This window comes from Rhizobium sp. X9, from assembly GCF_018873185.1.
Classification (GTDB): domain Bacteria; phylum Pseudomonadota; class Alphaproteobacteria; order Rhizobiales; family Rhizobiaceae; genus Agrobacterium; species Agrobacterium oryzihabitans.
Genome location: NZ_CP071311.1, coordinates 2,936,458 through 2,957,954, shown reverse-complemented (window position 1 = coordinate 2,957,954; position 21,497 = coordinate 2,936,458). Strand labels below are relative to the sequence as shown.

Sequence of the window (21,497 nt, the reverse complement as noted above, 5' to 3'; positions counted from 1 at the left end):
TTTAATCTGGCGTTTTTTTAGTCTTTCCACCGGTACGACGTGCAAAAAATCTAGTCGATATTGCAGCTTATGCCCGTTCCCCTGAGGCCGCAGTAGCCACCCGGGTTCTTGGCAAGATATTGCTGATGATAGTCTTCCGCGTAATAAAATGTTTCAAGCGGTCCGATCTCGGTGGTGATGGCGCTGCCATGACCCGCCGCCTCCAGAGCCTCCTGAAAAGTATCACGCGCCTTCTGCGCCTGCTGCAGCTGGCCTTCCGTGTTGGCATAAATGGCGGAACGATAGGTCGTGCCGACATCGTTGCCCTGTCGCATCCCTTGTGTCGGATCGTGCTCCTCGAAGAATATCTTGAGCAGACCTGACAGCGAGATTACGGCCGGATCGTAGACGACCTTGACCACTTCAGCATGGCCCGTCTGGCCGGTCGTCGTCTCCTGATAGGTGGGATTGGGAGTGAAACCGCCGGCATAACCGACCGCCGTTACCCATACGCCCGGCGTTTTCCAGAACAGCCGCTCGGCACCCCAGAAGCAACCCATGCCGAGATAGATGGTTTCAAAACCATCGGGATAAGGTCCCTTCAGAGGTCGACCATTGACGAAATGGGCTTCCGGCACCGCAAGCGCCTCTTCGCGGCCGGGCAAAGCCGTCTCTTCAGTCGGCATCGTCGTCTTTTTTGAAAGCGTATCGAACAGGAACATTCGGTCCTCCGTGCGGCAAGTTCCGCCGCGTCTCGTGGTTCACATCCGCGGGCGCCAACCCTCCAGGCCTCCAGAGGCAGGCCGACAAAGTCAGGCCGGCAAACGCCTCATCGCCTTGTATCTCCTGTAACCGGCCATCCAGCAAAGCAGGGACAACGCGAGGAAAAAAGCGAATGCGGGCAATGCCGACAGGGCATTTTCAATGAAGCGCCACGCTTCAGGGTGAATATAGTGCGCCAGGGCCGCTTCCACCATGGTGCGCGAAGCAGGAAGAAGATAGTCCCAGACGGACAGGATGCCGGTAATGTTGACCGAGGATGTGGAAACCGAGCGGATCGAATCCAGTACACCCAGGAAAACCGCCGCAACGAGGAAAAGAAAGCTCAAAAACCGCAAAAAAGCTTTCATCAGGGACACCTCGGTTACGGCCCGTCGTTTCGACAGCCACATTTTGACAGATATATTGCATCGATAAAGGCCGGAAAACCGGTTTGCAATCGCATCCGAACGCAGGAAATTGCCGACAATTCAAAAAACTGTCAGATTCGTGTTGATCCCTGCGAATTCATCGGTATATATCGCGCCGTTCCAGTGATTTGCATTCTTCCAAACATGCAGATTTCAAAAAGGACAGGTGGCCGAGTGGTTTAAGGCGCACGCCTGGAACGCGTGTGTGCGTGAAAGCGTACCGTGGGTTCGAATCCCACCCTGTCCGCCATTTCACGCCAGCCGCGAGAGAATGGACCGAACCCTCGTCACGCCAGAGGCGTGCCGCCCCTCCTCATTGACGATATAAGATCATGCCGGCGTGGTGCAGAACGTCGCCGATGAAATCGCTATCCGCGGTGAAGCCGGTGTCGTCCCAATATTCGATGTGCGTGCCAGTGACTTCGTAGCGTCCTTCATAGGCGCGCTCGCGTGTCCCACGCGCTTCGACGTAGCGGCCATTAGGGAGAAGCTCGTGTCGGATACGGTTGTCCTCAGTGACCCAGAGGCCGACATAGGGGTGGTTGGCCTGCAATTCTTTTTCCTCGGCTATCGCGGGTTGGGCCAGAAGCGTTGCGGCGATAAGGGCTGCAAAGCTGCGCATGGTCGAACTCCTCGTTTCATATGTTGGTGGTGACAGTTAAGAGGACGACCGCCGTTACGGCCGTCCTCGGTGGGCCATGACGGCTTAGGGCTGGCGCGGCTCGTTGTTGTCGACGACCTGCTGATAGGCGACCAGGTCCAGGAAGGCCTCGGCCTCGACGACCGAGCCGCCCTCCATCCGAAATATCCAGACAAACTGGTTGCGATAGGGTGCTCCCGACGTCGTGGTGGCCGAGGCGTCGAAACGGATGATGACCCTGTCCCCGACGGCCCAGATATGATGCACTTGCGGTGTCAGCGGGCCTGCTAGACGGCTGACAAGGGGGACGGAGCCCCGTTGCAGGAAATCCTCTACTCCGTTGTAGGTGTCGGCGACCGGGCCGGAACCATGGATCGTCCAGCGGACGTTGGGTGCCAACAGGTCGAAGACATTGCCGCGTCCGGCCGCCCATCCATCAAAGGCGTCGCGAACGGCGGCTTCGTTCCGGGTTTGGGTTTCCGCGGCTGGTGCCGTGGTGGTGCTGGCCTGTGCCGGTACAGTGATAACCGTCAGGGCAAGGGCAATCATCAGACTGCGCGCATCGGTTATGGTGTTTTGGGCAAGTGACACAAAACTCATGGGATGACTCCGTTCTGTTAAGGTTGCTGCGGATCGGCTTCTCGGCCGGGCATCAATTGCCCGATGCGCTCGGCCGGGTGGTGATTTCGTGGTGTCCACTTTCAGCGGCGCGTCGGTGGCGCAGTGGACCGCCCCTCGTCGGCACAACCGGCAGCGTTTCGATGGGGGCGCCGGCGACGATGATCTTTCATGCCGTTTTTCCTGCAAAGAAGATGGACGATTACCGACGGTTCCGGTAGCTATCGACTGCTTTACTGGATGGTTAGCCAGGCTGGACAATGAAGATCGACCTCAATCTCCTGCCGCTTTTCCTCGCTGTCGCGGAGGAGCACAATTTCCGCGCTGCCGCTGATCGTCTCGGTGTGACGCGGTCGGCCGTCAGCCAGGGGATGCGACGGCTTGAGGATGCTTTGGGAACGGCATTGGTGATGCGCACCACGCGTTCCGTGCGCTTGACGGAAGCGGGCGAGCAGCTTTTTGAAGCCGTATCGCGACCGCTCTGCGATCTCGGCACGGCGCTTGAGGATATAGCGACGGAAAACGCACCACGTGGTCTCCTCAGGATTGCAGCAACCTCAATCGCAGAGACGTTTTTGTCAGGTCCGTTCATCGCTTCGTTCGCAGCGGCCTATCCCGGCGTGACCATCGACGTCACTGTCACGGACGAAGAGTTCGACATCGTTGCCGCCGGTTACGACGCAGGCATCAGGCTGGGCGAGGTGATCGAGCAGGACATGATCGCGATCCCCCTCACTCGCGAACAAAGGGAGATGGTCGTCGCGTCCCCCGCATATCTCGCTGCCCACGGCGCACCGGCGCATCCACGCGATCTGGTCCATCATCGGTGCATCGGCTGGCGCCCGGCACCGAACGTCGCGCCCTACCGCTGGGAGTTCGAGGAGAACGGCGTGCCCTTCGACGTTGCTGTCGAGCCACAGATTACCACCAATGATCTGCGTCTGATGCTGCGCGCCGCACTTGCCGGGGGCGGGATCACCTTTGCGTTAGAGGAAACCTTTCTGCCATTTGTGGAAAACGGGAAACTCGTCCCCCTGCTCGAAGACTTCCTGCCGCCCTTTCCCGGCTTTTTCGTGTACTTTCCCCAGCGTCGCAACATGGCGCCAAAGATGCGAGCACTGATCAAGCATGTACAAGATTCGCGGTAGCGCGCTGGTCCAGTGAAAACGATTTTAGAGGATTATGGGGTGGACGTCGTTGCCCGTCCGCCATTTCACGCCATCTCCATCAGCGCCAGAACCAAGATTCGCCAGCGCCCAACCCGGCCGCACCGAACGACGGCGCGGCGTACCGCCAAAGTCGCGTTTTGCCGCTTCCGCAAGCGTTGATGGCTATGCTTCTGCAAAGAAAGGGATTCATCCGCTTTTTTGCTGCGGTTCGCCCGCTCTTGCGCCTTGCAGCAGGAAAAATCGCTCCTTATATACGCCGCATAACTGCAGCGAATACTGCAAATCCAAGTCAAGGAGCTGTCCATGGAATGCCTCACGGGGTTCCGACAGCTCGCTTCAAGGAGAGAAGAGCATGGCAAAAGTAATCGGTATCGACCTTGGCACGACCAATTCCTGCGTCGCAGTGATGGACGGCAAGGACACGAAAGTCATTGAAAACGCGGAAGGCGCGCGCACCACGCCGTCCATGGTGGCATTTTCCGACGATGGCGAACGCCTTGTCGGCCAGCCGGCCAAGCGCCAGGCGGTCACCAACCCGACCAACACCCTGTTTGCGGTCAAGCGCCTCATCGGCCGCCGTTACGAAGACCCGACCGTTGAAAAGGACAAGGCCCTCGTCCCCTTTGAAATCGTCAAGGGCGACAATGGCGACGCATGGGTGAAGGCGCAGGACAAGAATTATTCCCCTTCGCAGATTTCCGCGATGATCCTTCAGAAGATGAAGGAAACGGCTGAATCCTATCTCGGCGAAAAGGTCGAGAAGGCCGTCATCACCGTTCCGGCCTACTTCAACGACGCCCAGCGCCAGGCAACCAAGGATGCCGGCCGCATTGCCGGTCTGGATGTTCTGCGCATCATCAACGAGCCGACCGCGGCAGCCCTCGCTTACGGCCTCGACAAGAAGGACGGCAAGACCATCGCCGTTTACGACCTTGGCGGCGGTACCTTCGATATTTCCGTTCTGGAAATCGGCGACGGCGTCTTCGAAGTGAAGTCCACCAACGGCGATACCTTCCTTGGTGGTGAAGACTTCGATATGCGTCTGGTCGAATATCTGGCCGGCGAGTTCAAGAAGGATCAGGGCATCGACCTGAAGAACGACAAGCTCGCTCTGCAGCGCCTCAAGGAAGCTGCCGAAAAGGCGAAGATCGAACTTTCGTCCTCGCAGCAGACCGAAATCAACCTGCCGTTCATCACGGCGGACGCTTCCGGTCCGAAGCACCTGACGCTGAAGCTGACCCGCGCCAAGTTCGAAAGCCTGGTGGACGATCTGGTGCAGCGCACCGTCGCTCCCTGCAAGGCAGCCCTCAAGGATGCCGGCGTTACCGCTGCCGAGATCGATGAAGTTGTTCTCGTCGGTGGCATGAGCCGCATGCCGAAGGTACAGGAGGTCGTCAAGCAGCTGTTCGGCAAGGAGCCGCACAAGGGCGTGAACCCTGACGAAGTGGTTGCCATGGGCGCCGCCATCCAGGCTGGCGTTCTGCAGGGCGACGTCAAGGACGTTCTGCTGCTCGACGTGACCCCGCTGTCGCTCGGCATCGAAACGCTCGGTGGCGTCTTCACCCGTCTGATCGATCGCAACACGACGATCCCGACAAAGAAGAGCCAGACCTTCTCGACCGCCGAAGACAACCAGTCGGCCGTGACCATCCGCGTTTCGCAGGGCGAGCGCGAAATGGCGCAGGACAACAAGCTGCTCGGCCAGTTCGACCTCGTCGGCCTGCCGCCGTCGCCCCGCGGCGTTCCGCAGATCGAAGTGACCTTCGATATCGATGCCAACGGCATCGTGCAGGTTTCGGCCAAGGACAAGGGCACCGGCAAGGAGCAGCAGATCCGCATCCAGGCCTCCGGTGGTCTTTCCGATGCCGACATCGAAAAGATGGTCAAGGACGCCGAAGCCAATGCCGAGGCCGACAAGAAGCGTCGCGCCGGTGTCGAGGCGAAGAACCAGGCCGAAAGCCTCATTCACTCCACCGAGAAGTCGGTGAAGGAATATGGCGATAAGGTTTCCGAGACGGACCGCAAGGCCATCGAAGACGCCATTGCCAGCCTGAAGACCGCCGTTGAAGCTTCCGAACCGGATGCAGACGACATTCAGGCGAAGACCCAGACCCTCATGGAAGTTTCCATGAAGCTCGGTCAGGCCATCTACGAAGCGCAGCAGGCCGAGGCCGGCGACGCTTCCGCAGAAGGCGGCAAGGACGACGTCGTTGACGCCGACTATGAGGAAATCAAGGACGACAAGAAGTCCGCGTAATCGCGTGACTTCCGGTCTCTTCTTTATATATGCAAGACATCCGGCTGCCGACGTGCAGCCGGAAATCCATTTGCGGGGCTTGTTATCTTAATGGCGAAAGCAGACTTTTACGAAACACTTGGCGTCAGCAAGACCGCGGACGAAAAAGAGCTGAAAAGCGCCTTCCGCAAACTCGCGATGAAATACCATCCGGACAAAAACCCTGATGATGCCGATTCCGAACGGAAATTCAAAGAAATCAACGAAGCCTATGAAACGCTGAAGGACCCGCAGAAGCGCGCGGCCTATGACCGTTTCGGCCACGCCGCGTTTGAAAACGGCGGCATGGGTGGCGGCGGCGGTGGCTTTGGCGGCGGCGGTTTCGCCAATGGCGGCTTCTCCGATATCTTCGAGGATATCTTCGGCGAGATGATGGGCGGCGGGCGGGCGCGCCGCTCTTCCGGCGGGCGTGAACGCGGTGCCGACCTTCGCTACAATATGGAAATCACGCTGGAAGAGGCCTTCACCGGCAAGACAGCGCAGATCAGGGTTCCGACCTCGATCACCTGCGACGTCTGTTCCGGCTCGGGTGCCAAGCCCGGCACGCAGCCCAAGACCTGCGCCACCTGTCAGGGTTCCGGCCGCGTGCGCGCCGCGCAGGGTTTCTTCTCGGTGGAGCGCACCTGCCCGACCTGCCATGGTCGCGGCCAGACGATTTCCGATCCATGCGGCAAGTGCCACGGTCAGGGCCGTGTGACGGAAGAGCGTTCGCTCTCCGTCAACATTCCCTCGGGCATTGAGGATGGCACCCGCATTCGCCTGCAGGGCGAAGGCGAAGCCGGCATGCGTGGTGGCCCGGCGGGCGATCTTTACATCTTCCTGTCCGTGCGTCCGCATGAGTTCTTCCAGCGGGATGGTGCTGATCTTTATTGCACCGTGCCGATCTCCATGACGACGGCGGCACTCGGTGGCACCTTCGATGTCACGACGCTCGACGGCACCAAGTCGCGCGTCACGGTTCCGGAAGGTACCCAGCCGGGCAAGCAGTTCCGCCTGAAGGGCAAGGGCATGCCGGTGCTGCGTTCGGCGCAGACGGGCGACCTTTATATCCAGATTCAGATCGAGACGCCGCAGAAGCTCAGCAAGCGTCAACGTGAGCTTTTGCAGGAGTTCGAGCAGCTCTCCTCCAAGGAGAACAATCCGGAATCGACCGGCTTCTTTGCCCGGATGAAGGAATTCTTCGACGGCTGATGGCCGCCGTTGTTATGAATGATAAACGCCGCCGTCTTTTAGGACAGGCGGCGTTTTTGTTTGGAGATCAGCCGGAAAAACCGCCCTCTTCAAGATATTGCCGTTCCTCCGGCGTCGTTTCCCGCAGCAATATGTCGTTGCGATGGGGAAAACGGCCGAAGCGCTCGACGATATCGCGGTGCTCTTCGGCATGGTGGAGATAAAGCCCGCCAAGCGGCTGGTTGAGGGTGCAGGCACGCTCTTGATCCTTGAGGTCTTCCGCATGCGAAAAGGGTAGATAGAAGAAAACGCGCAAATCCTCACCCACCGCCTGATCATGGCCACGGCGGATCGCCTCATCGGCGAAGAGCCGTGCAAGCGGATCGGTCGCATACATATGCGCTGTGTCGCGAAAGCAGTTGCGCGGGAACTGATCCAGCAGAAGCATCAGCGCGAGGCTGCTTTCCGCGCTCTCCAGCCAGTCATCCAGTTCACGCCTTGCGGCAGCGAAATGGGCATCGCGGAAGCGGTCATGGAAGTGGCTATCGAAGGCAGCGTCCTTGTCGAACCATTTGTCCGGTCCGGCCTTCTTCCAGAAATCCACGATTTCGGTGGAAAGTGCATCTGTGTCTTTTTTCATCGGGTCTTCCCTGTCAGTAATGCGGCGGCCTGGTGATGGATGGCGCTTCCAGCGATTGCTCCTCAAGGCTCAAGAACCTTTCCGTCAGGCGGTCCAGCTTGGCGCGGGTCTGTTCCACCACCTTCCACTGTTCCGCCAGCTGATCGGACAGTTCCTCGATGGCCTTCGCCTGATGGGCGATCGTTTCCTCAAGCGCGATGATCCGTTTTTCGGTTTCCGACGTCATATCGACCTCTCTTTCCCGCCCTTCCTTGGCCCTAAAAGCTCCCAAGTCAACCATACGCCGCTTTCGTGAAGCGGATTCGTCACGATGATCCATTCAACGAAAAACGCCGGCGACGTTTCCATCACCGGCGTCTGAATTTTTCTTGATTTTTCTCAGTCCTCTTCGACGAAGACCTCTTCCCGTTTCTTCTTCACGCTTGGCAGGAAGACGACGATCAGTACGGCCAGAGCAATGAAGAGCAGCGTGGCGCTGATCGGTCGGGTAACGAAAGTCATTGGATCGCCACGCGACAGGATCATGGCGCGCCGCAGGTTTTCCTCCAGCAGCGGGCCTAGAACGAAGCCCAGCAACAGAGGCGCCGGCTCACAGCGCAATTTGACCAGCACGTATCCGATGAAGCCGAAGAAGGCGACGGCATAGAGATCATAGACGTTGGAATTGACGCTGTAGACCCCGATGGCACAGAAGGCCATGATGATGGGGAAAAGCACGTAATAGGGCACCGTCAGCAGCTTCACCCACAGACCGATGAGCGGCAGGTTGAGGATGACGAGCATCAGATTGCCGATCCACATGGAGGCGATGATGCCCCAGAACAGCGCCGGCTGTTCGGTTGCAACGTTGGGACCCGGCACGATGCCCTGAATGATCATCGCACCGATCATCAGCGCCATGACCGGGTTGGCCGGAATGCCAAGCGTCAGAAGCGGGATGAAGGAGGTCTGTGCACCCGCATTGTTGGCGGATTCCGGACCGGCAACACCGGCAACCGCGCCGTGCCCGAATTCTTCCGGGTTCTTGGAGACGCGTTTTTCCACCGTGTAGGATGCGAAGGCAGCAAGGATTGCCCCGCCGCCCGGCAGGATGCCCAGCGCCGAACCAATGGCCGTGCCGCGCAGTACCGGCCCGATCATCGCCTTGAAATCCTCTTTCGTCGGCATCAAGCCGCTGACCTTGGCGATCAGCACCGAGCGCGTGCGCTCATTTTCGAGGTTACGCAGGATTTCGGCGATGCCGAATACGCCGACGGCCACCGCCACGAAGTTCAGGCCATCGGCATATTCACGGATGCCGAGGGTGAAGCGGGGTGTGCCGCTATAGATATCCGTGCCGACCAGGCCGAGCAGCAGGCCGAGCACCACCATGGCAAGCGCCTTGACGATGGAGCCGTGGGCAAGCGCGATGGAAGAGACGAGGCCGACGACCATCAGCGAGAAATATTCCGCCGCGCCGAATTCAAGCGCAATCGCCGTCAAAGGCGGCGCAAAGATCGCCACGAGGAAGGTGGAAACCGTACCGGCGAAAAACGAGCCGATGGCCGCAATCGCAAGTGCTGCCCCTGCCTTGCCCTTGCGGGCCATCTGGTAACCGTCGATGGCGGTGACGGCAGAGGAGGATTCACCCGGCATGTTGATCAGGATCGCCGTGGTGGAGCCGCCATATTGCGCGCCGTAATAAATGCCGGCGAGCATGATGAGCGACGAGACGGGCTCAAGCTGAAAGGTGATCGGCAAGAGCATGGCGATGGTCGCCGTTGCGCCGATGCCCGGCAGCACGCCAATCAATGTCCCGAGCAGCACGCCGATCAGGCAGAAGAACAGGTTTTCCAGGGACGATGCCGTGGCAAAACCGAGTGCGAGATTATTGAACAAATCCATCGCAAGACCTCAAAATTTAAGCCAGGGACCGAACTGCTGGAACGGCAGACCGAGACCATATTCGAAAACCGCCACTGAAAAGACCGTGATGGCTGCGGAGAGCAGGACCGCCATGACCGGGCTCATCTTGTGCGAGGCGAAGGCCGCGATAAGCGCGCTGAAAAACAGCGCCGGAACGAAACCGAGCCCGCGAACCGTGAAGCCGAAAAAGATCGGTGCGGGCAGGATGAAAAAGATCCCCCGCCAGGCGATGCCACCGATGGCGTCGCCCTGAACGCGCGTGGATCGCAGGAAGATGACGCCGCCAAGCAGGATCAGCACGATTGCCAGAACAAGCGGAAAATAACCCGGCCCCATGCGAAAGGCGGTCCCGATCTCCAGCCCGTAAGACTGCAGGGCGAAAAAAACGCCGAGACCGATGAAAATTGCCCCGCAGGCTGCTTCGGCAGGGTCAATGAAAAACGACTTCATGAAAGATGCCCCTCCACTGCGGCCGGTGACACACCGATCCGCGCTTTAAATCGATGGCAAAAAGCCGGCGGCAGAGTGCCGCCGGCCATTCCTTGACCAATCAGTCGGCATATTGGCCAGCGGACTCGATGACCGGCTTCCAGCGCGCGATTTCGCTTTCAAGCTTGGCTTTCAGAGCGGCGGGCGTCGCATCGCTTTCAGAGGAAGGCGTGGTGCCAAGTTCGGCAAAGCGGGCCGCGACGTTCTTGTCCTTCAGCGCGATCTGCAGCGACTTGGAGAGCTTTTCATTGATTTCGGCAGGTGTGCCCTTCGGCGTGTAGATACCGTGCCAGATACCCACCTCGAGCTTTGGCAGGCCCTCTTCGGCGACCGTGGGTACGTTCGGCAACACATCGAGCCGCTTGGCCGAAGTGACGGCATAAGCTTTCACGGTTCCGCCCTGGATCTGCTTGGTCGTGTTGGTGGTCTGGTCGCACATGATATCGACCTGGCCACCGAGCAGATCCGTCATGGCCGGACCGGTGCCCTTATAGGGAACGGTGACGAGCGGTGTCTCGATCGCGCTCATGAACAGCATGCCGCAAAGGTGCGAGGCGGCGCCGATGCCGGCATTGGCGACGGTGACCTTGTCCTTGTTTGCCTTGGCATATTCAATCAGACCCTTGAGATCCTTGGTCTCGAGGTTCTTGCGCGACAGGATGGTCATCGGCACTTCCGTGACGAGACCGACATATTCGAATGCGTTCAGCGTATCGTAAGCGAGCTTGCGATAGAGCGTGGCGCTCGTCGCCATGCCGATATGGTGCAGGAGAACGGTGTAGCCGTCCGGATCCGCCGCCGCCACGCGGCCGGCGCCCAGCGTGCCGCCAGCGCCGCCGACATTTTCAACGATGATCTGCTGGCCGAGATCCTTCGACATGGATTCAGCGACAAGACGCGCAACCGTATCCGTCGGGCCACCGGCGGCAAAGGGCACGACCATGGTGATGTTGCGCTCGGGATAGTTCTGAGCGGATGCGGACAGCGCAAAAAGGGAAACGGCAGCGGCGGCAGCAAGGCCGGTAACTGTCTTCAGTATTTTCATCGATTCCTCCCGGATGAAAATGTTCGCCACTTCAGCCGCGCATACTCCTCTATGGCGGCCGGGGTGAGCTATTTGCGATCCGGGATCAGCGTTCAGCAATGGCGCTCTTGCACTGAGGCCCTGTTTTATCGCTATCACTGATGGCAATGGGTGGATTTCCACCCATGAGGCCTCATACATGGGTGGATTTCCACCCATTACACCTCGGTCATATGCCGGTGCAGTTCGTATTTCTGCATTTTTTCGTAGAGCGTTTTGCGCGAGATACCGAGGCTTTCATAGACGGATTTCAGATTGCCGCCATGGACGGCGATCGCGCGCGCAATCAGGCTCTTTTCATACGCGGCGACCTTTGCGGCAAGTGCTGCCCTGCCATCGTCCGAAAACGGCAGTGACGTTTCGGAAACATCGCTTTCCAGACCGAGCACGAAGCGGTCCGCGGCATTGCGCAATTCCCGCACATTGCCCGGCCACTCACGCAGGGAAATCACCGAAAGCAGATGTTGCGGAACCTCCATGTCTTCCCGTCCGTAGCGGGCGGCGGCCTCCCGCACCAGATGCAGGAAGAGCAGCGGTATGTCGGCGCTGCGTTGCGACAGGGACGGCACGAGAAGCGTCGCCACGTTCAGACGGTAGAGAAGGTCTGCACGGAACCGGCCGGCCGCGACCTCCTGCTCCAGATCCACCTTGCTGGTGGCGATGAAGCGGACATCGAGTTCGACGGTTTCATTGGAGCCAAGACGGGTAATAACCCTTTCCTGCAACACACGCAGGAACCGGCCCTGCAGTTCGAAGGGCATGGAGCCGATCTCGTCCAGCAGGATGGTGCCGCCACGGGCATGCTCGAACTTGCCGTAGCGTGGGCGCAGCGCACCCGGAAAAGCGCCTGCCTCATGTCCGAACAGCTCGCTTTCGATCAGCGTTTGCGGCAGGGCGGCACAATTGATCGCCACGAAGGGCCGGTTGGCTCTGGCGCTGATATCGTGAAGCGCCCGTGCCACCACCTCCTTGCCGGCACCGGTATCGCCGACGATGAGGGTATCGGCATCCGTCGCGCCGATGGCGCGGATGCGGTAACGCAGATCGACCATGATCTGGGTTCTGCCGGGCAGGCGCGTCTCTAGATCGTCATGCTTGCCCGCCACCGCCTTCAGGCGGCGGTTTTCCAGCACCAGCGCCCGCCGGTCATTGGCCCTTTTGATGATGCCGGCGAGATATTGCGGAGTGAAGGGCTTTTCGATGAAGTCATAGGCGCCGTTGCGCATGGCGTTGACAGCCAGCTGCACATCGCCATGACCCGTCATCAGGATGACAGGTATTTCCGGATCAAGCTCCCGCACCTTCTGCAGCAGCGTCATGCCATCCATGCCGGGCATCCTGATATCGCTGACCACGACGCCATCGAAGCTCACATGAGGATTTCGTCGTCAAGATCAATCATCGTTTCATAGCGTGCCCCTTCGATTTCGTATCGAACCCATGGTCTGAGCCACCTTGCTTGACGCGGCACGTTTCCTTCACCGGTTCAAACTCACATACGGTCGCCGTTTTGTCCGGCAGCACCATTATCCCGCTTGCGTAGCGGCAAGGCTCAGGAGAACGGGACCAATCTAAAGCGCGGCATTTGAAGCCCGACTTCGAGGCGGTTCGCTCACCTGGATCCGCCAGGAGTGATCAGTCCTGGAAGATTGTGTGTTCGGCAATTTTTTGGTTGTCAGGCGGTCTTCATGACAGCCCCCTCGATGAGAACACCCGCAGTGACAAATTTCCACAGTGCGATAAGGAGTTTGCGCGCCAAGGCAACTATCGCGGCTTTCTTTAAGCGTCCACCATTCGACTGAACCCGATCCACAAACCAACGGCTGAGCGCTGATGCTGGCTGATTGCGTAGCCACAGCCACGATAGTTGGATCATCGTAGTGCGCAGCCGAGGGTTCCCTGCCTTTGAGACACCCTGCTCGTGGTCGATGGTCCCGCTCATCCATGGGGTTGGTGTCAAACCGGCATAGGCGGCAATCTGCCGCCTATTATCAAAATGCCGGGACAGGGCTTCGGTCCAAAGAACGGCGGCAAATTCAGCGCCAACACCCTTCAAGGACAGCAGCATCGCTGCGGGCGAGGTTGCCTCAACCGCTGGCTGGTCCTCCATCGATAGAAGAGAATTACGCTCGCTCTCCACTGCAGCGATCTGCTCTAGCAGCAACTCGAGACGGTCGAGTTCCCGATTGATTTGAGCCTTCAAGTGTTTCGGTAACTCACGCCCATCTCCAGTCTGAAGCTCCTCCAGCCGCTGACGGCGATCTTTACGGAGCGGCTGATAGCCGCTGACGCCTTGAGTAAAGAGTAGCCCCTTCACGCGATTGACATGCCTGACCCGCTCAGCAATCAAAACTTTGCGTTCCCGGCAAATCCGACGCCGATCTTCGTCACTCGGATCTGGCGCTCTGACCATCGCACATACGCGTGGCTCGCCGCGCTTGAACGCGAGCAATGTGCGCGTCAGAGCCTCTCCATCGATCTTGTCGGTCTTAGCACGCCGACGTCGACGGGAAGTCGCGATCGAAGCTGCGTCGACGACGTAACTCTCGATGCCGTGAGCCTCCAGCACGCGGTGTATCCAGAAGCCGTCCAATCCTGCCTCCTGGATCGTTACGATGGGAAATAATTTCCCTGTTCTCAATCGCGCCTTCTGCTGTAGCTGCTCAAATCGTTCCAGCAACTCGGCTACATTGCCACCGGCCACTACATGCTTCGACATCTTCTCGCCGCTGCCTGGCGACAACGAAGTGATCAACCAGGTCGATCGGCTCAGTTCCAATGACACAAAAATTGCGCCAAGATCGATGCGGACAGCGGTCGGTTGAATGGATGCAGGTTCCATAAACTGCTCCTCCTGAGCGAGTGTTTAGATGCAACCTCACTCTGCCAGAGCGGCGGCCGCTGTTCACTCCTCATGGGATCTATAGCCGATGAGTTCCAGCGCATGTTCGGCGCTCGCCAGCATGGTCACCGCAAAACCGGAAAGCTCCAGCGCCTGCGCGGTGGAAAAGCGCAGCTCCTCCTCGTCATCGATCAACAGAACGCGCGACATGGTCATTCCGCCGCCGCCTCCATACGATAGGTGGCTGCCGGCAATTCGATCTCGAATTCCGCCCCGCCGTCTTCATGGTTTCTGACACGCAGCTGGCCGCCAAAGTCCTTGATGATGTTATAGGTGATGGAAAGGCCGAGACCGAGGCCACGCCCCACGCCTTTTGTGGTGAAAAAGGGATCGAAGATGCGCTCCGAAATTGCCGGTGGAACGCCGGGGCCACGGTCGCGGATGAAAATCGACACCGTCTGACCGTTCAGCACGGCTTTCAAAGCGATGCGGCGGTCTTCGCGCCCTTCCACCGCATCGGCGGCATTGGAGATGATGTTGACCAGCACCTGCTGCAGCCGCACCGGCCCGGCTTTCACCGCAAGCGGTACCGGACCGAGATCGACATCCAGCACCGCATCGGCTGCCTTCAGCCGCGCGCCGACGATCTCGAGCGTATCGCGAACGACCGTGTCCAAGCTTACAGATGCCATTTTTTCATTGGGTTTGCGGGCGAAATTCCTCAGGTGTTTGCTGATGGACGCCATGCGGTCGATGAGGCCCGAGATACGCCTGAGGTTCTCCGTTACCTCCTCCAGACGCCCCCGCTCCACCAGAAGCGAAGCGTTTTCGGCATAGTTCTTGGCGGCGGCCAGAGGCTGGTTGAACTCATGTGACAGCGCCGCCGACATCTGGCCAAGTGCCGCAAGCTTGCCCGCCTGCACCAGATCGTTCTGCATTCTGCGCAATTGTTTCTCCGTCTGACGGCGCTCGGCGATTTCGTGCTCGATCTCCTGGTTCACCCGCGCCAGATCGGCGGTGCGCTCCTCCACCCGGCGTTCCAGTTCCGCCTGCGCCTCCGCCTGGTGGGTCAGTCGCTCACGAAGACGCCGCCGTCTTTGCAGCATGGCCGCGATCAAGGCGGCGGCAAGACACAGGCAGAGAATGATGGCGATCATTGCCGTCTTGACCTGTGTTCTGAGCGAGCCCGTATCCATCAGCACGCTGACGGTCCAGCCCGCATCCGGCATCGGCTGCGACAGGACGAGATATTCCCTCTCACCGTCATCCTGGGTGATCGTCATCAATTGATGGGAGCCGAAACTGCCGTTTTTCAGCGGCAGTTCCTTCAAGGTGGCGTTCGCGTAACGGCGGGATGCCTCCGTGCGCGCAAGCCTTTCGGGCGTCAGCGGCATCAGGCCGGAATAAAGCCATTGCGGCGTTCCCGTCATGAAGATGATGCCTTCCGGATCCGATACGAGGATGCGGTTCTCGCCATCACCGAAGGATGCCTCTATGCCTTCAATATCGACCTTGAAGACGATGACGCCCTTGATCTCCTCGTTGAAAAGGATGGGGGCGGAGAAATAATAGCCACGTTTGTGAGAGGTTGTGCCAAGCGCGAAGAAACGTGACTTGAAGCCCTTTGCGGCATCCTGAAAATAGGGTCGGTAGCTGAAATTCTCGCCGACGAAGCTCGTCGGTCCATCGTAATTGCTGGCGGCGATCGTCTCTCCGTCCAGCGTGATGATGTAAATATCGGAGGATTCCAAGAGGGTGTTGATGGATTTGAGATAGACATTGGCGCGCTGGCGCAGCGCCTCATCCTTCGGATGCGCGACCAGCTCCTCAATGTCGTCGTGATCGGCAATCAGAGCCGGCAGCGGTTCGTAACGGCTCAAAAGCCCGCCGAGGGCAGAGACAGCCAGCCTGAGGGTGGTGCGGCCCTGGTCGGATACTTCGCCGAAATAGCTTTCCGCGATGATGCCGCCACCCTTCGTCACGGCGCCGTAGCCGAGACCGAGGCTGAGAAGCATCAACAAAATCCAGCGATATTTCACCGAAACTCCCCCTAACGCGCGCCAAACTGCTCTCCCGAGCAGAGTGTAGGAGGAGTGGCTGAATTTTCCAAGTGAGTGGAAAAGACAGCCAAACGGTCCTGAAAACAAAAAACCGGCCACGAGGGCCGGTTTTTTGCACATACAATGTCGGAAACGCTTATGCGCTTTCCTTCGGCGTCAGAACCTGGCGGCCGCGATACATACCGGTCTTCAGATCGATATGGTGCGGACGGCGCAGTTCGCCGGAGTTCTTGTCTTCAACATAGGTTGCAGACTTGAGACCGTCAGCCGAGCGGCGCATGCCACGCTTGGACGGGCTTGTTTTTCTTTTTGGTACAGCCATTTTTGTTACTCCACTTTAGCGGCGAAACAACGGAACCGGCCAGAACCAAAGGCCGAATGTCGGGTGTCTCGATATCGGAAATTTGGCGCGCTTATACATGCCCAAACGGGCTTTGACCAGCCCTGACGCGCATTTTTTCCGATTCAGCGGAACAGGGACGAGGAGCAGGCTGCAGGTGTGCGCAAATCAGGCCTCACTTCTATCAAAAACGATGAGTTCCTTGAAGTGGTTCATGTCCATGAATTCACAGAAAGCAGGCGGGCGCATCTCGATGACAGGGGCTGCTGCGCGCAGTTTTTCCAGCTCTTCGTCCAGCATTGCCTGCCACCGCGGCAGGCTTTCCGGCGCAAACCAGCGCGTTATGTAGGACAGCGTGATATGAAACTCATAGCTTTCGTGATCGGGATGGCGGTAACCGAAGGCTTCGGCAAATGCATCGCGCCACAGAGCGACGATCCGGTCGTCCTCAGCGGTCGCCCCCTTCATCACCAGTCCCGTCGGTTTAAGACCCGTCACCTGCATGTTGAAGCCCGGCAGAACCGGAAAGGCCGAAAGACGGTCACGATAATATTCCGTCATCGTGTCGATCGGCGTATCGAGCGGCATTTCCTCGGGCCAATAGGGCGCCATGCGCCGGAACTCGATGATGCCCTGAAACACCGTCATGTGCAGGCTGGAAACCGGCGTGAAGGCGAGCAGCGATGCCTCGGGCATGTCCAGAAAGCGCTGGCGTGTCCTGATGATCGCGCTTTCTGTCTGCGAGCCTTCAACGAGATGGCAGACGACGGTATTACCCGGCTCGGGCAGAAATTCGCGCTCGGCGTTAAAGCGGCTACCGAGATGGCGCGGCGGCTGATCGTGGTTGGCCGCGGATATATATTCAAGATCTTTAGAGACGAGCGGGGCGTGCATGGGGAAACTCCTTTTGAGACGTTTCCCCTAGTCCCGATACGCAACAGATCAATGACATCGACCGGTGGATTTCGCAGGTCCTGCGACCTTTCAGTGCGCCTCATCCCAGTTGTCGGCCGCGCGCGCATCCACCTGCAACGGCACCTTCATGGATATCGCCGGCATCGCCGCATTTTCCATCACGGAGACGACAACGGGCAGGGTCTTTTCGATTTCGGCTTCCTCGACCTCGAAGATGAGTTCGTCGTGAACCTGCAGCAGCATGCGGGCGGAAAGCTTCTCCGCCTCCAGCGCCGGCTCGATACGGACCATGGCCCGGCGGATGATATCGGCAGCGGAGCCCTGGATCGGCGCGTTGATGGCCGCGCGTTCGTTGAAGGCCTTCACGGAAGGGTTGGACGAGCGGATCTCCGGATAATGGGCGCGGCGGCCGAAAATCGTTTCGACATAACCGTTCTCGCGGGCGAAAGCCTTGGTCGCTTCCATGTAGTCGCGAATGCCGGGAAAGCGCTCGAAATATTTCTTGATATATTCCCCCGCTTCAGAGCGGGCAATGCTGAGCTGGTTGGCCAGCCCGAAAGCGGAAATGCCATAGATGATGCCGAAGTTGATGGCCTTGGCGCGGCGGCGCACCTCCGACGGCATGCCTTCCACCGGCACACCGAACATTTCCGATGCGGTCATCGCATGAATGTCGATGCCGTTTTCAAACGCGTTGCGAAGTTGGGGAATATCCGCGACATGGGCAAGCACGCGCAATTCGATCTGGCTGTAATCGGCGGAAAGAAGCTTGTGACCGGGCGTGGAGATGAAAGCCGTGCGGATCTTGCGGCCTTCTGCTGTGCGCACCGGGATGTTCTGGAGGTTCGGCTCCGAAGATGACAGGCGCCCCGTCGTGGTGGAGGCAAGCGCGTAGGACGTATGCACCCGCTTCGTCTCCGGGTGAATATAGCCGGGCAGCGCATCCGTATAGGTCGATTTCAGCTTGGTCAGCTGACGCCAGTCGACGATCTTGCGCGGCAGTTCGGCACCTTCCGCCGCCAGATCTTCCAGCACCTGCGCCGATGTCGACCATTGACCGGTCTTTGTTTTCGAGCCGCCAGGCAGGCCCATCCGGCCGAACAGGATATCACCAAGCTGCTTGGGCGATCCGATATTGAAACGCTCGCCCGCCAGCTGATAAACCTCCTCTTCGAAGGCAGCCGCCTTCTGGGCCAGTTCGCCGGAGAGACGCGACAGGATCTGCCGGTCCACGGTGATGCCGCGCTCCTCCATATGCGCCAGAACCGGCACGAGGGGGCGTTCCAGCCGCTCATAGACCTTGGTCAAGCGCTCGGCGGCAAGCCGGGGCTTCAGCACCATCCAGAGGCGCAAAGTTACATCCGCATCTTCCGCCGCGTAAGCCGTCGCCTTGTCGATATCGACGAAATCGAAGGTGACGCTCGACCTGCCCGACCCCGTCACGTCCTTGTAGGCGATCGGTTTGTGACCGAGCCAGCGTTCGGACAGCGAATCCATGCCATGCGTGGCCTTGCCGGCCTCCAGAACATAGGAAATCAGCATGGTATCGTCGAAACTCTGCATGACGACGCCGTGGCGTTTCATCAGCAGGTAATCATATTTGAGGTTCTGGGCGATTTTCAGAACGGCCGGGTCCTCAAGAAGGCTCTTCAGACGCTCCAGCGCCTCACTAAACGGCACCTGCCCTTCGGCGAGCTTGATGCCATCGCTGAAAAGATCGCCACCCGAGCCGGTCTTGTGCGTCAAGGGAACATAGGCGGCGCGGATATCGGTGCCCGAGGCATCCTTGCCATTATCGGCAATCGCCAGCGAAAAACCGACGAGCTCGGCCTGCATGGGGTCGAGCGAGGTCGTTTCCGTATCGAAGGCGACGACGCCCGTTTCGCGGGCCGCCGCAACCCAACGGTCCAGCTCCGCCAGATCCCTGATCGTCACATAGGCGGCCGTGTCGATCTTGGCGGCGGCGAAAACCGTCTGCCGTGCCGTGGCAAGATCGGCAGGCGCGCTGCCCTCCCCTGTCGCCTTCCTTGCAGGCGCTGCCGGTGAAGCCTGTGAACTCGCATCAGCGGCCGTTTCACCAGACGTTATGACGGCGGCCGGCGCATCGAGATCGGGACCATGCGCATCGGCACCCCATTGCACCGGTACATTGGCGGGGTCAATGGCCGAGGCATCGGTTTCGGTCGCTTCGGCAACCCGGCGCGTCAGCGTCGTAAACTCCATCGCCTTCAGGAAGGCAATGAGTTTCGGGCCGTTCTGCGGTTCGAGCACCAGCGCGTCAAGGGACTGGTCCAAAGGTACATCGGTTCTGAGCGCCACGAGCTGCCTGGAAAGGCGGGCAAGTTCCGCATTGGCGATGATGTTTTCCCGGCGTTTCTGCTGCTTGATTTCATCTGCGCGCGCCAGAAGGGTATCGAGATCGCCGTATTCCTCCAGCAATTGCGCCGCCGTCTTCGGGCCAATGCCGGGAATGCCGGGGACATTATCGGTGGAGTCGCCGGTCATCGCCTGAAGGTCGATCATCTTTTCGGGACCTACGCCCCATTTTTCGATGACATCGGGAATGCCGATCTGCTTGTCCTTCATGGCGTCGTACATGTGCACATTGGCCGTGACGAGCTGCATCAGATCCTTGTCGGAAGAGATGATGGTGACGTCGGCGCCGATCGCCTCCGCCTGTCGGGCGTAAGTGGCGATGATATCGTCCGCCTCGAAGCCTTCCGTCTCGATGCAGGGAAGATTAAAGGCGCGTGTTGCCTCACGGATCAGGCCGAATTGCGGAACCAGATCTTCCGGCGGCGCGGTGCGGTTGGCCTTGTAGAGATCATAAAGTTCATTGCGGAAGGTTTTCGACGAATAGTCGAAAATCACGGCGAAATGCGTGGGCGTGACGCCGACATCGGTATTGCGCGCATCCTTCAGGAGCTTCCACAACATGTTGCAGAAGCCGGAAACGGCGTTGACCGGCAGCCCGTCCGACTTGCGGTTCAGCGGCGGAATGGCATGGAACGCCCGGAAAATGAAACCGGAACCGTCAACGAGGAAGAGATGATCGCCTTTTTTCATGGCGATATGGATAGCGCGGGGCTGTTTTGACGTCCATAGAAACTTCGCACAACGCACCGCAAAGCGCTTGAAGCGAAGCGTCTGGAAAGGCCCGTTAAATTCACCTGAACGTTACCGATTTGTAATGGATTTTCCCTTGAAAAGCCGCATTTGCAGACACATTTCATAGAGGACGGCGCCTGATCACGCCGTAGTCTGATTGTAGGCTCGTCCCCCGCCGCATCAGACCGGACAAAGGCCTTTCCCCCTCTCCGGGCCTTTGTCCTCCAATACGACCGCCATGGCCGACCCCTCCCGGCCATGGCGGTTTTATTTTGTGCCGTGTTTCGGACTGGCCTAAACATATCATGCGATATATATCGCACTATCGAAATCGCGCGGAATGCGCCGGCTACGAAGTTTACGGACGGACGAATGGGTTTTTCCCGGGACGAATCGGCGATCTATCTCGCCGCGAGAATGGCAAGGGAATTCACCATGGCGCTCCAGAAGCGAGCCGCCGCGCTGGGTTTCTCTCCCGGGCAATTCCCTATTCTCATCGAACTCTGGCATGAGGAAGGCCTGACGCAGCGGCAATTGCTCGATAGAATCGACATCGAACAGGCAACACTCGCCAATACGCTATCGCGCATGGAGCGTGACGGGTTGATCATCCGCAAATCCCATCCAAGCGACCGCCGCGCGCAGATCATCGAACTGACGCAGCGTGGCAGGGATCTGGAGGCGAATGCGATTGCCGCTTCCGAGGCCACCGAGGACACGCTGCTCAAGGATTTCCGGCGTTTCGAAAGGCAGCTGCTGCTGGAATATATGCGCCGGGCAATCGAGAGCGCAAAAAAGGCCAAATAGCTTTTGCCTTTCTAAACCGCTCTGTCTTCGCCATGGCGCCTTTCATTGCCGAAAGCGTCTCAAGTTTTTGTTTCTGCGCGGTTTCGGATGGAAAACCGCTTCGCAGTTTTCCTGAACTGCTCTATCGTTCGCGCGGCTGCGCGGTTGCCGATTCAACGACACGTCAGCCCCTTGTTCCCACGCGATGCGCGATGCCCGGATATTTCGTCCCATCGCCGGGTCACGACAGACATGACAGGATCAGC

The 21,497-nt window shown here is 59.0% G+C and carries 18 protein-coding genes, 1 tRNA gene and 2 pseudogenes; 5 read left to right on the top strand and 16 right to left on the bottom strand.

Features of this window, described 5'->3' with window-relative positions; genetic code table 11:
* Positions 1-50: 50 nt before the first annotated feature.
* Both msrA and JZY08_RS14180 read right to left on the bottom strand, forming a co-directional pair.
* On the bottom strand, positions 51-701 hold the full coding sequence (msrA, locus tag JZY08_RS14185) for a peptide-methionine (S)-S-oxide reductase MsrA (RefSeq protein WP_216330481.1): 651 nt from the start codon (positions 699-701) through the stop codon (positions 51-53).
* Between the two features lie 90 nt (positions 702-791).
* Entirely contained in the window at positions 792-1,109 is a 318-nt protein-coding gene (locus JZY08_RS14180; protein ID WP_216330480.1) for a hypothetical protein, read from the bottom strand.
* 220 nt (positions 1,110-1,329) lie between these two features.
* On the opposite strand from JZY08_RS14180, the gene JZY08_RS14175 reads away from it, so the two are divergent.
* Positions 1,330-1,419: transfer RNA gene (locus JZY08_RS14175), tRNA-Ser, on the top strand.
* Positions 1,420-1,482: 63 nt separating this feature from the next.
* Here JZY08_RS14175 and JZY08_RS14170 read toward each other — a convergent pair.
* Positions 1,483-1,791: an Atu4866 domain-containing protein gene (locus JZY08_RS14170; RefSeq protein WP_216330479.1), complete on the bottom strand. Its 309-nt coding sequence runs from the start codon at positions 1,789-1,791 to the stop codon at positions 1,483-1,485.
* A gap of 84 nt (positions 1,792-1,875) precedes the next feature.
* The gene (locus JZY08_RS14165; RefSeq protein WP_216330478.1) at positions 1,876-2,409 is read right to left on the bottom strand and encodes a nuclear transport factor 2 family protein; all 534 of its coding nucleotides are present in this window, start codon (positions 2,407-2,409) and stop codon (positions 1,876-1,878) included.
* 278 nt (positions 2,410-2,687) lie between these two features.
* Here JZY08_RS14165 and JZY08_RS14160 point away from each other — a divergent pair, with 278 nt between their 5' ends.
* From JZY08_RS14160 to dnaJ, 3 genes are all read left to right on the top strand, one after another.
* On the top strand, positions 2,688-3,575 hold the full coding sequence (locus JZY08_RS14160) for a LysR family transcriptional regulator (protein WP_003493036.1): 888 nt from the start codon (positions 2,688-2,690) through the stop codon (positions 3,573-3,575).
* A gap of 373 nt (positions 3,576-3,948) precedes the next feature.
* Positions 3,949-5,853, top strand: coding sequence for a molecular chaperone DnaK (gene dnaK, locus JZY08_RS14155; protein WP_003493032.1), 1,905 nt, complete (start codon positions 3,949-3,951; stop codon positions 5,851-5,853).
* 90 nt (positions 5,854-5,943) lie between these two features.
* Positions 5,944-7,083, top strand: coding sequence for a molecular chaperone DnaJ (dnaJ, locus tag JZY08_RS14150; RefSeq protein ID WP_003493025.1), 1,140 nt, complete (start codon positions 5,944-5,946; stop codon positions 7,081-7,083).
* Positions 7,084-7,150: 67 nt separating this feature from the next.
* On the opposite strand, the gene JZY08_RS14145 is transcribed toward dnaJ, so the two are convergent.
* The 12 genes and pseudogenes from JZY08_RS14145 to polA form a co-directional block, all read right to left on the bottom strand.
* Entirely contained in the window at positions 7,151-7,702 is a 552-nt protein-coding gene (locus tag JZY08_RS14145) for a DUF924 family protein (RefSeq protein ID WP_003493022.1), read from the bottom strand.
* Between the two features lie 13 nt (positions 7,703-7,715).
* Positions 7,716-7,928: a SlyX family protein gene (locus JZY08_RS14140; RefSeq protein ID WP_003493020.1), complete on the bottom strand. Its 213-nt coding sequence runs from the start codon at positions 7,926-7,928 to the stop codon at positions 7,716-7,718.
* A gap of 152 nt (positions 7,929-8,080) precedes the next feature.
* Positions 8,081-9,586, bottom strand: coding sequence for a tripartite tricarboxylate transporter permease (locus JZY08_RS14135; protein ID WP_003493017.1), 1,506 nt, complete (start codon positions 9,584-9,586; stop codon positions 8,081-8,083).
* A 9-nt stretch (positions 9,587-9,595) separates the two neighbouring features.
* Entirely contained in the window at positions 9,596-10,057 is a 462-nt protein-coding gene (locus tag JZY08_RS14130) for a tripartite tricarboxylate transporter TctB family protein (protein ID WP_082183407.1), read from the bottom strand.
* A 100-nt stretch (positions 10,058-10,157) separates the two neighbouring features.
* Complete coding sequence (locus tag JZY08_RS14125; protein ID WP_035241945.1) at positions 10,158-11,141, bottom strand: tripartite tricarboxylate transporter substrate-binding protein; 984 nt, start codon at positions 11,139-11,141, stop codon at positions 10,158-10,160.
* A 197-nt stretch (positions 11,142-11,338) separates the two neighbouring features.
* Positions 11,339-12,550, bottom strand: a pseudogene (locus tag JZY08_RS14120) (sigma-54-dependent transcriptional regulator); the annotation flags it as partial.
* 305 nt (positions 12,551-12,855) lie between these two features.
* Positions 12,856-14,022: an IS110 family transposase gene (locus JZY08_RS14115; RefSeq protein ID WP_072495381.1), complete on the bottom strand. Its 1,167-nt coding sequence runs from the start codon at positions 14,020-14,022 to the stop codon at positions 12,856-12,858.
* An 81-nt stretch (positions 14,023-14,103) separates the two neighbouring features.
* A pseudogene (locus JZY08_RS14110) lies at positions 14,104-14,238 on the bottom strand (sigma-54-dependent Fis family transcriptional regulator); the annotation flags it as partial.
* Positions 14,235-16,037, bottom strand: coding sequence for a sensor histidine kinase (locus tag JZY08_RS14105; RefSeq protein WP_216330477.1), 1,803 nt, complete (start codon positions 16,035-16,037; stop codon positions 14,235-14,237). The pseudogene JZY08_RS14110 and the gene JZY08_RS14105, both read right to left, overlap by 4 nt.
* Positions 16,038-16,218: 181 nt before the next feature.
* Positions 16,219-16,404, bottom strand: coding sequence for a 50S ribosomal protein L32 (rpmF, locus tag JZY08_RS14100; protein WP_003507205.1), 186 nt, complete (start codon positions 16,402-16,404; stop codon positions 16,219-16,221).
* A gap of 186 nt (positions 16,405-16,590) precedes the next feature.
* Positions 16,591-17,316, bottom strand: coding sequence for a DUF1868 domain-containing protein (locus JZY08_RS14095; protein ID WP_137038459.1), 726 nt, complete (start codon positions 17,314-17,316; stop codon positions 16,591-16,593).
* Positions 17,317-17,406: 90 nt separating this feature from the next.
* Positions 17,407-20,403 (bottom strand): DNA polymerase I, encoded by a 2,997-nt coding sequence (gene polA / locus JZY08_RS14090; RefSeq protein ID WP_216330476.1) that lies wholly within the window; start codon positions 20,401-20,403, stop codon positions 17,407-17,409.
* Positions 20,404-20,817: 414 nt separating this feature from the next.
* Between polA and JZY08_RS14085 the strand changes: the two genes are divergently transcribed.
* Entirely contained in the window at positions 20,818-21,252 is a 435-nt protein-coding gene (locus JZY08_RS14085; protein ID WP_216330475.1) for a MarR family winged helix-turn-helix transcriptional regulator, read from the top strand.
* Positions 21,253-21,497: the final 245 nt, after the last annotated feature.

Coding starts and splice junctions, on each gene's coding strand:
- JZY08_RS14180 (WP_216330480.1), bottom strand. CDS start 1,109: ATGAAAGCTTTTTTGCGGTTTTTGAGCTTTCTTTTCCTCGTTGCGGCG.
- JZY08_RS14145 (WP_003493022.1), bottom strand. CDS start 7,702: ATGAAAAAAGACACAGATGCACTTTCCACCGAAATCGTGGATTTCTGG.
- JZY08_RS14140 (WP_003493020.1), bottom strand. CDS start 7,928: ATGACGTCGGAAACCGAAAAACGGATCATCGCGCTTGAGGAAACGATC.
- dnaK (WP_003493032.1), top strand. CDS start 3,949: ATGGCAAAAGTAATCGGTATCGACCTTGGCACGACCAATTCCTGCGTC.
- JZY08_RS14095 (WP_137038459.1), bottom strand. CDS start 17,316: ATGCACGCCCCGCTCGTCTCTAAAGATCTTGAATATATATCCGCGGCC.
- JZY08_RS14130 (WP_082183407.1), bottom strand. CDS start 10,057: ATGAAGTCGTTTTTCATTGACCCTGCCGAAGCAGCCTGCGGGGCAATT.
- JZY08_RS14125 (WP_035241945.1), bottom strand. CDS start 11,141: ATGAAAATACTGAAGACAGTTACCGGCCTTGCTGCCGCCGCTGCCGTT.
- JZY08_RS14115 (WP_072495381.1), bottom strand. CDS start 14,022: ATGGAACCTGCATCCATTCAACCGACCGCTGTCCGCATCGATCTTGGC.
- msrA (WP_216330481.1), bottom strand. CDS start 701: ATGTTCCTGTTCGATACGCTTTCAAAAAAGACGACGATGCCGACTGAA.
- JZY08_RS14160 (WP_003493036.1), top strand. CDS start 2,688: ATGAAGATCGACCTCAATCTCCTGCCGCTTTTCCTCGCTGTCGCGGAG.
- JZY08_RS14135 (WP_003493017.1), bottom strand. CDS start 9,586: ATGGATTTGTTCAATAATCTCGCACTCGGTTTTGCCACGGCATCGTCC.
- JZY08_RS14105 (WP_216330477.1), bottom strand. CDS start 16,037: ATGCTTCTCAGCCTCGGTCTCGGCTACGGCGCCGTGACGAAGGGTGGC.
- rpmF (WP_003507205.1), bottom strand. CDS start 16,404: ATGGCTGTACCAAAAAGAAAAACAAGCCCGTCCAAGCGTGGCATGCGC.
- JZY08_RS14170 (WP_216330479.1), bottom strand. CDS start 1,791: ATGCGCAGCTTTGCAGCCCTTATCGCCGCAACGCTTCTGGCCCAACCC.
- polA (WP_216330476.1), bottom strand. CDS start 20,403: ATGAAAAAAGGCGATCATCTCTTCCTCGTTGACGGTTCCGGTTTCATT.
- JZY08_RS14085 (WP_216330475.1), top strand. CDS start 20,818: ATGGGTTTTTCCCGGGACGAATCGGCGATCTATCTCGCCGCGAGAATG.
- dnaJ (WP_003493025.1), top strand. CDS start 5,944: ATGGCGAAAGCAGACTTTTACGAAACACTTGGCGTCAGCAAGACCGCG.
- JZY08_RS14165 (WP_216330478.1), bottom strand. CDS start 2,409: ATGAGTTTTGTGTCACTTGCCCAAAACACCATAACCGATGCGCGCAGT.